Consider the following 12,926-nt stretch of genomic DNA (forward strand, 5'->3'; position numbering starts at 1 on the left):
TTGGCGCTTTTATGATTATCACCTTTTGGAGACACACTATGAACCTCTCAGCAAAACCTGTTTCAATTGCAGTATTAGCTGGCCTAGGTCTACTTACCCTTTCAGGTTGTAGCCCAACAGTTACCGATACCGATGAAGTTATTAATCTACGAGTGGTAGAAACAACAGACATCCATACTAACCTTATGGATTATGACTACTACAAAGATAAGCCGACTCAAAAAATTGGTTTAGCTCGTACAGCAACATTGGTAAAAGAAGCTCGTGCTGAAGTAACAAACAGTGTTTTAGTTGATAATGGTGATTTATTGCAAGGTAGTCCAATGGGTGACTACATGGCAGATAAAGGCATTGAAGCTGGTGAAGTTCACCCTGCATATAAAGCGATGAATCAATTAGATTACGATGCAGGTAACATTGGTAACCACGAATTTAACTACGGTTTAGAGTTTTTAGCAGAATCAATTAATGATGCTGATTTCCCATACATCAGTGCTAACGTTTATGATGCAAAAACAAAAGAGCATTATTTCAAACCATACATCATTAAAACTCATAAACTAAAAGATACGGCAGGTGTAGAGCACGAAATCAAAGTCGGCTACATCGGATTTGTTCCACCACAAATCATGGTATGGGATAAAAAGAATCTTGAAGGTAAAGTTTTTGCTCGTGACATAAAAGAAACAGCAGAAGAATTAGTACCTCAAATGAAAGCAGAAGGTGCTGATGTTATCGTTGCAATTCCTCACTCTGGCGTATCAACGAATCCATACAAACAAGGTGAAGAAAACTCAACCTACTACCTTTCTGAAGTAGACGGCATTGATGCTATTGCCTTTGGTCACTCACATGCGGTTTTCCCAGGAAAAGGATTCGATAACCTGCAAGGTATTGATAACGAAAACGGTACAATTAACGGCGTTGCTGCTGTTATGCCTGGCCGCTGGGGTAGCCATGTTGGTGTAATGGATTTAACTCTTGAGCAAAAAGATGGCAAATGGAGTGTAGTAAAAGGTCAATCAGAAGCTCGCCCTATTTTTGATAAAACAAATCAGAAATCACTGGCTGACGCTGATAAAGGCATAGTACAAGCTTTAGAAGCTGATCATAAAGGCACGCGTGATTTCGTTAACCAGCCAATTGGTAAAGCTGATGATGTTATGTATAGCTTCTTAGCTTTAGTTCAAGATGATCCTACCGTTCAAATCGTTAACCTTGCACAAAAAGATTACGTTGAACGCTTCATTCAAGGCGACCCTGATTTAGATGGTACTCCAGTACTTTCTGCGGCAGCGCCATTCAAAGCTGGCGGTCGTGGAAATGATCCAACAAACTTCACAGAAGTTGAATCAGGCCAATTGACGTTCCGTAATGCGGCTGATTTATACCTATACCCGAATACCTTAGTTGCAATGAAAGTAACGGGTAAAGAAGTAAAAGAATGGCTTGAATGCTCTGCTGGTCAATTTAAACAAATCGACATCAACAGTACTGCACCTCAACAGTTAATTGATTGGGATGGTTTCCGTACGTATAACTTTGATGTCATTGATGGTGTTAACTACCAAATTGACATTACTCAACCAGCAAAATATGACGGTGACTGTAATTTAATTAATGAAGGTTCTGAGCGTATCATCGGTTTAACATACCAAGGCAAACCAATTGATGCGAAGCAAGACTTCCTTATCGCAACTAATAACTACCGAGCTTACAGCAATAAGTTCCCAGGCACGGGTGCTGATTTCATCGCTTTTGATTCTCCAGATGAAAACCGTACCGTTCTTGCTAACTACATTTCTCGAGTTAGTAAAGAGGCAGGTCAAGTTCAACCATCAGCTGATAATAACTGGTCTTTCGCACCAATAAAAAATGGCGAAAAACTGGATATTCGCTTTGAAACATCACCAAGCGAAAAAGCAACTCAGTTTATTAAAGATAAAGGTCAATACCCAATGAAACGTGTTGCGACTGATGATGTTGGTTTTGCTGTATATCAACTTAACTTAGCAAAATAAAATTCATCTCTTTTACAAAACAAATAGCATGGTGATTTCACCATGCTATTTTTTTATCTGTATGCTAAGTTTTCCACTATTAAAACATCATCTTCTAATAATAAAAGTACTTAACTATGAATGATCTTTTTACCACTCAACTGGAATCACACGGGTTTACTCCCCATGAAATATCTCAAATAGTTAAGTTAGGTAAGCTAAAAACTCTTCCTGCTAAGTCTATACTTATCAAACAAAATAATGTTGCTAATGAATTCTATTTTCTTATTGATGGGTTTTGTCATTCTTGTTATCTCACCGAACAAGGCAAGCAATTTAGTAAAGAATTTTATTGGAAAGGAGATTGGGTTGTTGGATTTGAAGAATTATTAGACCAAACGTCATCTCCCTACACTCTTGAAACCATCACTCAAACAAGTTTAATAACATTGCCTATCTCTCTACTGGATAGATGGCGAAAAAATGCTCTCCCTCTTTATATCAAGTTATTAGAAACACAACTTTTGTATAAAGAAAGAAAAGAACGCTTTATGTTATTACACTCTCCTCAAGCTCGTTACGAGGTTTTCTGTCAAAATTATCCAGAACTATTAGCCCAACTCAACGATTACCAAGTTGCCGCTTACCTTGGCATAACTCATATCAGCTTAAGTCGAATAAAAAACAGAATTAAAAAGTTAACATAAGTTAATGCCAAAAAAAGTGAACATAGGTATCTTGGATACTCTTCGTTTTCACTGAGATAAATTCCATGATCCATTGGCAAAAAATACCATTTACCGAATTAACCACCTCTCAACTCTATGAATTACTCCGTTTAAGAGTCGATGTTTTTGTTGTAGAACAAACCTGCCCTTACCCAGAACTTGATGGCAAAGATTGCCAAGATGGGGTTTATCATTTAATTGGCACTAAAGATAATGAAATTATAGCCTGCGCTCGATTGCTGCCAGCTGGTACCAGTTATATCAATGTCAGTATTGGACGAGTTGCAACCAAAGGCACTGCAAGAGGTGATGGTTTAGGACATAAACTTCTATCACAAGCTTTAGCGTGTTGTGAAGAATTATGGCCAGGAGAGACGATTGATATTGGTGCTCAAGAACATCTAACTCACTTTTATCAAAAACATGGATTTCAGGTAATTTCTGATATGTATCTTGAGGATGATATTCCCCATGTTGATATGCGTTTAGAAAAATAAGATGAGTATGAGATCAATAATGGCTCCTACTCATTTAGCTATTATCTTATTGATATTAGGAAACTTACTTGCTTCACTTTCTGATGTTGCAGTTAAAGTATTGGATGGTGGAGTCTCCCCTTTTCAATATATATTTCTGCGTCAATTGATCTCACTCGCTCTTCTGTTTCCTTTTTGGTTTCATCAACAACCCAAATTAAGATGCTTAAGTAACCCTAAAGTAACGCTAATACGAGCTCATGTTCTTTTAATTGGTAGTGGTTGTATGGTGGTATCAATCACCTACTTAACTTTAGCGACTGCCAATGCTGTTTTTTATACTGCACCATTGTTAATGATCCCGCTTTCAATACTATTACTTAATGAAAGACCATCGACGAAAAAAATTATCCAAACCATTATCGGTTTTATTGGTGTTCTTATTATTCTTCGTCCTTCTCAATTCCACTGGGCTGCTATTTTTGCCTTAGGAACTGCAACAACCCTAGCGTTATATAATATTTTGGTAAGAAAAATTCCTAACGATCAATCTGTCATCACCACACTGTTTTGGACGACATTATTATCCTTACCGGTTTCAGGCGGTTTAGCTTGGCTTTATTGGCAACCATTGTATTATCATGACGTTCTTTGGATTGCTCTGAGCGCAACTTTTATTATTAGTTATAATGGGTTAGCGACCATTGCATACAAAAAAGCTCCTGCTACTCAGATTTCTTTGGCTGAATATTCAGGATTAATTTTTGTGGTTATATTTGGTGTGATTTGGTTTGACGAGATCCCAGACATATTAACAGCAGTGGGAATTGCATTGATTGTCATTCCTCTTATGCCTAAAACGTGGTTAAAGAACATAAGAGGAAGATCGTAAAAAAAGAGATTATTTACTGCGTCCAAAACTACCATCGGACATTCTAAAGTACATGATCGCTTGACCATCACGTTCTATTTGTACGATATCTAGATCGCCTTGTTGATTGAGTTTAAAGCGAAACAGTTGACCTTTCTTAATATTACTTAATGGTTTATCTGCACCTTCAATTTTCACCACTTTATTTAATTCAGTTAATGGCAGATTATTTTTTCTAAATACCTGATAAAGGGTATCGCCTTCTTGAATTTGATAATCGTGCCATTTAGCTTCAACGGCCATTGTTTCTTTTTCAATAGAGGCTATTTGAGTTGGTACTTTTTCTTCTCTATTAATCGTTGTTTCTCTTTGATTACGATTTGATGATGCCTCTTGTTCACTTAACCCTTCAAGGTTTAAGCTGACACTTTGTCTCTGCATTTCAGGCGCAGGGATCACGGTAGGCTGAATACTCTCTACCTCTTCCTCAGCACCACTTGGTAATAAAATTAAAACAAAGGTAACAGGAACTAAAATGCGTAATGCTTTTTGATGAAATTGAGGTAATCGCTGCCAATAAGGTGCAACTTTTTCAATAAGAGGCCCACACTTTTCCTTTAAATTAGCCAATTGCTCAGAAAAATCTGGGCGTTTTACATTCATTTTTTTCTTTTTATTCATACCATCGCCTCATGCGAAACTGGTGAGCTCACGTTTTATTCTAATATCAGAGTTCAAAGAAGTACAAAAGTTTACCTTAAGCTTAGATCTCTGTATCCTTTATGCTTTCGTTTATACCATATAAAGAAAGAGAGACTGTATGTCTGAAGTAAAATTAGAAACAGTAGAACAAAGAGCAAGCTACGGCATTGGTCTTCAAATGGGCCAACAACTAGCACAATCAGGTCTTGAAGGCCTAAACGTTGCTGCTATCGCTAAAGGTATCGCTACTTCACTAACTGGCGACATGCCAGAAATCGAAGTTGACGCTATCAACGAAGCTCTTCAAGCACTTCACATGCGCGCTGAAGAAGCTCGTGCAGAAGCATCTAAAGCTGCTGCTGCTGAAGGCGAAGCTTTCCTAGCTGATAACGCACTTCGTCCAGAAGTAACTGTACTTGAGTCTGGTCTTCAATATGAAGTACTAACTGAAGGTACTGGTGAAATTCCAACTTCTGATAAAACAGTACGTGTTCACTACCACGGTATGCTAACTAACGGTGCTGTATTCGATAGCTCTGTAGAACGTGGCCAACCTGCTGAATTCCCAGTTACTGGTGTTATCGCTGGTTGGGTTGAAGCTCTTCAACTAATGCCTGTAGGTTCTAAGTGGAAACTTTCTATTCCACAAAACCTAGCATACGGTGAGCGTGGCGCTGGTGCTGCAATCCCTCCATATGCTGCTCTAGTATTTGAAGTTGAACTACTAGATATCCTTTAATCTTTCTCAAAAAAGATTAAATATAAAATTAAAAAGCGATGCCCATGGGTATCGCTTTTTTTTGTGTCATACTCTAACTACAATGTTACAAAAACAATATTGATATGTTAAAAGGAAATGACAATGAAAAAAACGCTAATCTTATCAACGCTTGCACTTTCACTCACCGCAGCTGCACCAGCTAATGCTTTTCTTTCTAACCTTTTCGGTGGCAGTGACGATGCCAAAACAGAAGAGACAACCGCTTCTAACCCATTAGTTGGAATGTTAACTGAAAACCTTGATATCTCAGCTGATCAAGCTGCTGGCGGCGCTGGCGCTCTATTAGCGATGGCAGGTAATGGCCTATCGGATTCTGAAAGCTCTGAATTAAATAGTATGATCCCTGGTCTTGAATCTCTAACAAGCGCAATTCCAGGTGGATTAGGTAGTATGATTTCAAATATGGACAGTGTAAAAGCAGCTTTTTCAGCTCTTGGATTAGACCCAGCTTTAATCTCGCAATTTACTCCTGTAATTACTGAATACTTAAGCTCTCAAAATGCAAGTTCTGGTTTACTAGATTCATTAACGGCGCTTTGGAAGTAATGGATTTATAAATAATATAAACAAATAAAGGCAGCGTTATCGCTGCCTTTAATCCTTTAGATTCATTATTGATAGATTTGTTACTTAAATTCCAGAACCACCAAGTTCACCGTCATCTTCATGTAAACCACACTCTCGCTTTAAGCCAAAGAATCGAGTTTCTTCTTCACTCATTCCCGGTTCCCATTTTTGAGTTGTATGCGTATCACCTACGGATAAATATCCTTGATCCCATAATGGGTGATAAGGCAAGTCGTACTCTTTCAAAAAATAATGTACTTCTTTGTTTGTCCAATCTAAGACAGGAAGAAATTTAAAAACACCATTTTGAATACTTAAAATAGGTAAATTTGCTCGTGAACCCGATTGCTCTCGGCGCAACCCTGAAAACCAAATCCCGACTTCAAGTTGGTCCAGAGCACGGCGCATAGGCTGAACTTTATTGAGTTTATTATATTTCTCAATGCCTTCTACACCTTGCTCCCATAACTTTCCATAACGGGCTTCTTGCCAATTTGGGCTCTCATCCGCAGTAAATACATGAAGATTTAAATTCAATCGATCCGTTAATTGATCGATAAATTGATAAGTTTCAGGAAATAGATACCCGGTATCAGTCAAAATAATGGGCGTATCTGATTTTATTTCAGTAACTAATTGCAACATCACCGCAGCTTGAATACCAAAACTGGATGACAACGCAGGGTTACCTTCTAAGTTTTCTAACGCCCAAACAACACGCTCTTGGGCTGTTAGTTTCTCAAGCTCAACATTAACCTCAGCTAAACGTAATGTTTGCTCAACCTTGGTTAATGATAACAGCTCTGATAATTGCAATTTAGGCATGAAAATCCCTCTTTGATACTTTCACTTCATCTACGATACCGGCACGGATCGTAAAGTCACCAAACCCTTCATTTTCATTGCGCTCAATTGCCCAACGACCAACAAGATGATCAATTTCAGTAAGGATTTGGCGGTCAGTGATGTTTTCCTTATACATTTTAGGAACTCGAGTTCCACTGCGATTACCACCAAGATGGAAGTTATAACGCCCTGGCGCTTTACCAACAAGACCAATTTCAGCCAACATCGCTCGGCCACAACCATTTGGACAACCAGTAACTCGAAAAATAATGTTGTCTTCTTCTGGCAGATTGTGTTTTTTCAATACACCTTCAATTTCAGTCACAAATTCAGGTAAGAAACGCTCGGCTTCCGCCATGGCTAATGGACACGTAGGAAACGCCACACAAGCCATTGAATTTTTACGCTGCTCTGAATGAGTATCATCAATCAAACCATGCGCACGAGCAATTTGCTCTATATGATCTTTTTGCTCAAAAGGGACACCAGCCACAATCAAGTTTTGGTTTGCTGTCATTCTAAAATCACCTTGGTGAACCTTAGCAATTTCAGCCACACCTGTTTTTAGTGGTTTTCCCGGATAATCTAATAAACGCCCATTTTCAATAAATAATGCTAAGTGATGCTTACCATCAATCCCTTCAACCCAACCGATTCGATCACCACGTTCCGTTAACTCATAGGGACGACTTTCTTCAAATTGAACGCCAGCTCGTTTTTCAACTTCCGCTTTAAATACATCAGAACCCACACGATCTAATGTGTATTTGGTTTTTGCATTTTTACGATTTGAACGGTTACCCCAGTCACGTTGAGTCGTAACCACTGCAGCAGCTACTTCTAACGTTTTCTTTAATGGTACAAATCCAAAATCATCTGCTTTACGTGGGTAAGTTGCTGTATCGCCATGCGTCATTGCAAGGCCACCACCCACAAGCACATTAAAGCCAACCAGTTTTCCATTATCTGCAATGGCAATGAAGTTCAAATCATTCGCATGCACGTCCACATCATTTTGCGGAGGAATAACAACGGTGGTTTTAAATTTACGAGGCAGATAATTACTACCTAAAATCGGTTCTTCATCCGTGGTTTCTAACTTCTCACCATCTAACCAAATTTCAGCGTAGGCACGTGTTTTTGGTAATAAATGCTCACTGATTTTTTTCGCCCATTCATACGCTTCTTGATGAAGCTCAGATTCAACAGGGTTAGTCGTACACAACACATTTCGATTCACATCCCCTGCTGTCGCAATCGAATCTATACCAATACTGTTTAATGTTTGATGCATTAATTTAATATTTGGTTTTAACACACCATGAAACTGGAAGGTTTGACGTGTCGTTAAGCGCAAACTGCCATAAGAGGTATGTTCTTCAGCAAATTTATCAATCGCCAACCACTGTTTTGGTGTAATAATGCCGCCAGGCATACGAGCTCGTAGCATGACATTATGCAAGGGTTCTAATTTTTGTTTCGCACGCTCAGCACGAATATCACGATCATCTTGTTGATACATGCCATGAAAGCGGATCAGCTGAAAATTATCTTTGGTAAATCCACCAGTAATTCGATCTTGCAGATCTTCTATGATCGTGCCGCGTAAATGCTTACTTTCACGCTTTAATCGCTCGTTATCAGCAAGTGGACCAAGCTCTGTCCCTGATAAAATCGTTTTAACGTCAATTAATTCGCTCATTAGTACACATCCCTTTGATAACGTTTTGCCTTACGCAGCTCATTTACAAATTGCTCTGCTTCTTCTCTCGTTTTCTTCCCATGTTGCTCTACAACGCAAATCAATGCTTCGTGTACGTCTTTCGCCATACGAGTTGCGTCACCACATACATAGATATACGCCCCATCTTGCAGCCACTGCCATACTTGTGCGGCATGCTCTAAGATTCGGTGTTGTACATACACTTTTTCTTGTTGATCACGACTAAAAGCAACATCAAGCTGATTCACAATTCCCGATTTAAGGTATTTCTGCCACTCCACCTGATATAAAAAATCTTGAGTAAACGTTCTATCACCAAAGAATAACCAGTTTTTACCTTCTGCATCACGGTTATCACGCTCTTGCACAAATGAGCGGAATGGAGCAATACCAGTACCTGGTCCAATCATAATCACTGGGGCATTATCATCTTGAGGTAATTTGAAATTGTTATTGTGCTCAACAAATACTTTCACATCACCGCCTTCTTCTAAGCGATGAGATAAAAAGCTAGATGCACCACCAAAACGTGTTTCATCTCCTTGCTGATACTCCACAACACCTACTGTCAAATGTACTTCTTCATCTACTTCTGACTGACTTGATGCAATAGAATATAGACGAGGAGTTAAGCGACGAAGCAAACCAACCAGTTGCTCTGCGGTGAGTTTTGCTTTTTTCTCAGACAATACATCAATAACTTGAGTATTCGCTGAATACTGACGAAGCTTGTCTTTATCTGTTGCTAACTTTTCTAGCTTTTTACTGCCTGACAACTCAGCATATTGAGTCACTAATTGCGGATTTGCTGAGGTGATTTCATATTTTTCAACCAAGGCTTTTTGAAGCGATATTGAATCACCATCCACCTCAACCGCTTCATCACCCGTTAAACCGACTTGCTTCAAAATTGCTGAAGCGAGCTCTGGGCTATTTTCAAACCACACACCAAGAGCATCACCCGGTTGATAAGTTAATCCTGAACCATCTAAATCAATTTCGATATGACGAACATCTTTACCTGAATCTCGTCCTGTGATTTTTTGGCTGGTTAATAGCGTAGCGGTATACGGATTTTGTTTTGAGTATTGAGAGGTATGAGCGGCTTGTCCAACAGGAAGCTGAACCACTTGCGCACTTTGTGCTTCAGAAGCTAATGCCTCTTTTACTTTATCGAGAGCTTGCTTTCGCCACTCTGCAGCCGGAGCTTCATAATCAACATCAAGATCAACACGTTCAATAAACGGTGTTGCCCCTTGTTTTGATAAGAAGGCATCAAAATCTTTACCTGTTTGGCAGAAAAACTCATAACTTGAATCCCCTAGACCAATAACACCGTAATGTAAATTATCGAGCTTAGGTGCTTTTTTCGATTGTAAAAATTCATGTAACTCAATGGCATTATCAGGCGCCTCACCTTCACCATTGGTTGAAGCTACAATAATGACATGAGTTTCTTTTGCTAAATTTTTACCTTTGTAATCACTGGCATCAAAAAGCTCAACAGCAATACCGGCCGCTGCCGCTTCTTCTTTTAATGCTTCAGCAACGCCTTTAGCATTACCTGTTTGAGAGGCAAAAATAATAGATAATTTACCAGCAGGCTGGTTTGATACCGCTGCGGTAGCTTGATTGATTGGTTGTGTTGCACCTGATGTTTGGCTTATCCCCCAGAAGTAGCCACTGACCCACGCTAATTGCTGTGGTGATAATTCAGAAGCAGCTTGCTGTAACTGACCTATTTGTTGATCATTAAGTGGACTAGCGAGTGCGGAGAGTTCCTTTAATAACATGACGACATCCCTATTCATTGCGTCATGTTAGATTAGCGAGAATTTTCTATAACAAGAAAGAATAGATAAGTATGTTTTATAACTTTTTGGAAGATAGAAATGGTTGCTTTGCGTTAACAGGATGACTTTTATCGTTTATTCATTGATTCTGACTTGGTTAAAACCGACAGCCAACGCGCTCTTTGAGGCCGCTTCTAAATCACGATATTTCACTTCTCCTCCTTTCAAATCCGTTAATAAAACCAGACCACCACGAACATGGCGAAACTCAACGATCCAAGAGTCTTCAACAATAACGGGTTCAATTACTGCTTCAACCAATTGATCTTCTTGATACATTAATTTTAATTCACTTAAAGTGGTCATAATGGCATCCTTCTTACGACAACAGCCATAACACAACTTATGGCCGTATCCACTTTATAAGCATGGTCAATAAACGTAATTTGAGCAAATTTAAAATAAAAAAATAGCGACTCAGTCACCTGAATCGCTACCTTAAAAATAATTCGTATGTTTTTATCGATTAGAAATCAAATGATAAGCCACCAAACCAGCCATCAACCATGACGTTTGCTTGATCACTATCAAAGCCTTCAAAATAACCAAACTCATGATCCATTACGCGATAACCAAGTTTGAATTCAACATCGACAGCATCAACAGGAAGAATGTATTTCACACCAGCCTGACCATCCATTGTACGAGTGTCACTGCTGCTACCAAAATCATACTGACCAAAAATATGGAAGTTTGTGTTTGGAATGTGCATCGATGCATCTGCATACATGTTTATTGCTGTTTCACTAAAACTCTGGTTTGCAGGTTGAGCAGGATCAGTAGAAACAGAACCACCTTTATTAAATTCACCGTTTGCAAATTGAGTTAGTGTTAAACCCACATCAAATTGCAGACCATCAGTCTCTAATAATTTATAGTAACCGGTGTAGTCAATTTGGTCGTATTCAAAACGATCCGCTTTTACTGGTGTATAACGTACTTTTACATTAGGTAAAATTGGGTATGGATGTTCAAAAGCAATAGAGAAAGCTTGTGATGCATCAACATCATTATCTCTTACCGCTCCATCTTTAGAACCAACTTTTCCATCAGGGAACCACGCATCAATAGCAACTTTAGTTGTAAATTCCTTCTCTGCTGAATGTGCAGGTACTGCCATAACTAAGGCAGCAGAAGCAACAACAGTGGCGAGGGATAGTTTGTTCATGCGTAGTCTCCATTTGCGACGCTATTTGGTTCATATGAAGTAATAATAAACGATTTGGTTTATTTATATACTCTTCTTTTACGTATCTAACTTAATTTATCGACAGAGCGGCTAAAATCTATACATCTAATTCAGAAGGAATTTTAGCAAGAGCAGTTTCTACCACTTCAATGCCTGCTCCTGGTTTATGCGCATTTTCGCTGATATAACGACGCCATTGTCTCGCACCCGGCATGCTTTGGAATAAACCTAACATATGACGAGTAATATGGCCTAAGTAAGCCCCATTCTCTAGCTGACGTTCAATATATGGGTACATAGACTCAACAATTTCACGACGCTTTCTAATTGGCTTATCACTACCAAAAAGTTGTTGATCAACTTCCGCTAATAAATACGGGCTTTGGTAAGCTTCACGTCCAATCATCACACCGTCTAAATGCGCTAAATGCTCTTTTGCTTCCGCTAAGGTTTTAATACCACCATTAACCGCAATAATTAATTGTGGGAAATCTTTCTTAATTTGATACGCACGTGGGTAATCAAGTGGCGGGATCTCGCGGTTTTCTTTCGGGCTTAAACCACTTAACCATGCTTTACGAGCATGAATAGTAAATTGATCACAACCGCCCTTTTCATGAACTGTTGAAACAAACTTAGTTAAAAACTCATAGCTGTCTTGGTCATCAATACCAATACGGGTTTTTACCGTTACAGGAATATCAACAACCGCTTTCATTTCAGCGACACATTCAGCTACTAAGTCTGGTTCTGCCATTAAACAAGCACCAAAACGGCCATTTTGTACTCGATCTGATGGACAGCCCACATTTAGGTTTACTTCATCGTAACCACGTTCTGCTGCTAATTTCGCACAATGAACTAAATCTTTAACGTTTGAACCACCTAGCTGCAAGGCTACAGGATGCTCTTCTTCGTTATACGCAAGAAAATCACCTTTACCATGAATGATCGCACCAGTAGTTACCATCTCAGTATATAAAAGCGCATGCTCAGATAATTGACGATGGAAGTAACGACAGTGACGATCTGTCCAATCAAGCATAGGGGCAACAGAAAAACGTTGTAGTGGATAAGAGCTCATAGGTTAATTCTTTCAGTGATCAAGGCCTCAATTCTAACATAATAAGAACACAAACAACCATCCCATAAACTCTATTAGGCAACTCACATAACAAATAATAATTCTC

At 39.0% G+C, this 12,926-nt stretch carries 13 protein-coding genes; 6 read left to right on the plus strand and 7 right to left on the minus strand.

Annotated elements, in window-relative coordinates; all coding sequences use genetic code 11:
* Window positions 1-38: 38 nt before the first annotated feature.
* The 4 genes from HC728_RS15010 to HC728_RS15025 all read left to right on the plus strand — a co-directional run bounded on the left by HC728_RS15010 (window position 39) and on the right by HC728_RS15025 (window position 4,096).
* On the plus strand, window positions 39-2,021 hold the full coding sequence (locus tag HC728_RS15010) for a bifunctional 2',3'-cyclic-nucleotide 2'-phosphodiesterase/3'-nucleotidase (protein ID WP_011261124.1): 1,983 nt from the start codon (window positions 39-41) through the stop codon (window positions 2,019-2,021).
* A gap of 116 nt (window positions 2,022-2,137) precedes the next feature.
* A complete protein-coding gene (locus tag HC728_RS15015; RefSeq protein WP_011261123.1) occupies window positions 2,138-2,707 on the plus strand; it encodes a Crp/Fnr family transcriptional regulator in 570 nt (189 codons plus the stop codon).
* 65 nt (window positions 2,708-2,772) lie between these two features.
* On the plus strand, window positions 2,773-3,225 hold the full coding sequence (locus HC728_RS15020) for a GNAT family N-acetyltransferase (RefSeq protein WP_011261122.1): 453 nt from the start codon (window positions 2,773-2,775) through the stop codon (window positions 3,223-3,225).
* A gap of 19 nt (window positions 3,226-3,244) precedes the next feature.
* Complete coding sequence (locus HC728_RS15025) at window positions 3,245-4,096, plus strand: DMT family transporter (RefSeq protein ID WP_012532785.1); 852 nt, start codon at window positions 3,245-3,247, stop codon at window positions 4,094-4,096.
* Between the two features lie 9 nt (window positions 4,097-4,105).
* On the opposite strand, the gene HC728_RS15030 is transcribed toward HC728_RS15025, so the two are convergent.
* Window positions 4,106-4,756, minus strand: a complete 651-nt coding sequence (locus HC728_RS15030) for a LysM-like peptidoglycan-binding domain-containing protein (RefSeq protein ID WP_065597421.1) — start codon at window positions 4,754-4,756, stop codon at window positions 4,106-4,108.
* Between the two features lie 139 nt (window positions 4,757-4,895).
* On the opposite strand from HC728_RS15030, the gene HC728_RS15035 reads away from it, so the two are divergent.
* Both HC728_RS15035 and HC728_RS15040 read left to right on the plus strand, forming a co-directional pair.
* The gene (locus HC728_RS15035) at window positions 4,896-5,516 is read left to right on the plus strand and encodes an FKBP-type peptidyl-prolyl cis-trans isomerase (protein WP_005417363.1); all 621 of its coding nucleotides are present in this window, start codon (window positions 4,896-4,898) and stop codon (window positions 5,514-5,516) included.
* A gap of 123 nt (window positions 5,517-5,639) precedes the next feature.
* On the plus strand, window positions 5,640-6,104 hold the full coding sequence (locus HC728_RS15040) for a DUF2780 domain-containing protein (protein WP_012532795.1): 465 nt from the start codon (window positions 5,640-5,642) through the stop codon (window positions 6,102-6,104).
* Between the two features lie 84 nt (window positions 6,105-6,188).
* On the opposite strand, the gene HC728_RS15045 is transcribed toward HC728_RS15040, so the two are convergent.
* The 6 genes from HC728_RS15045 to dusA form a co-directional block, all read right to left on the minus strand.
* Window positions 6,189-6,950, minus strand: coding sequence for a phosphoadenylyl-sulfate reductase (locus tag HC728_RS15045; protein WP_012532711.1), 762 nt, complete (start codon window positions 6,948-6,950; stop codon window positions 6,189-6,191).
* Window positions 6,943-8,673 carry an assimilatory sulfite reductase (NADPH) hemoprotein subunit gene (gene cysI / locus HC728_RS15050; RefSeq protein ID WP_190395711.1) on the minus strand — a complete coding sequence of 577 codons (1,731 nt, stop codon included), beginning with the start codon at window positions 8,671-8,673 and terminating at the stop codon, window positions 6,943-6,945. The genes HC728_RS15045 and cysI overlap by 8 nt, the downstream gene beginning before the upstream one ends.
* Window positions 8,673-10,487 (minus strand): assimilatory sulfite reductase (NADPH) flavoprotein subunit, encoded by a 1,815-nt coding sequence (locus tag HC728_RS15055; RefSeq protein ID WP_190395712.1) that lies wholly within the window; start codon window positions 10,485-10,487, stop codon window positions 8,673-8,675. The genes cysI and HC728_RS15055 overlap by 1 nt, the downstream gene beginning before the upstream one ends.
* Before the next feature lie 135 nt (window positions 10,488-10,622).
* Complete coding sequence (locus tag HC728_RS15060; protein ID WP_012532649.1) at window positions 10,623-10,853, minus strand: hypothetical protein; 231 nt, start codon at window positions 10,851-10,853, stop codon at window positions 10,623-10,625.
* A 160-nt stretch (window positions 10,854-11,013) separates the two neighbouring features.
* Window positions 11,014-11,715 (minus strand): TIGR04219 family outer membrane beta-barrel protein, encoded by a 702-nt coding sequence (locus HC728_RS15065; protein ID WP_011261115.1) that lies wholly within the window; start codon window positions 11,713-11,715, stop codon window positions 11,014-11,016.
* Between the two features lie 118 nt (window positions 11,716-11,833).
* On the minus strand, window positions 11,834-12,820 hold the full coding sequence (dusA, locus tag HC728_RS15070) for a tRNA dihydrouridine(20/20a) synthase DusA (protein WP_190395713.1): 987 nt from the start codon (window positions 12,818-12,820) through the stop codon (window positions 11,834-11,836).
* Window positions 12,821-12,926: the final 106 nt, after the last annotated feature.

Source organism: Aliivibrio sp. S10_S31 (genome assembly GCF_014694495.1).
In the GTDB taxonomy this organism is placed as follows: Bacteria; Pseudomonadota; Gammaproteobacteria; order Enterobacterales; family Vibrionaceae; genus Aliivibrio; species Aliivibrio fischeri.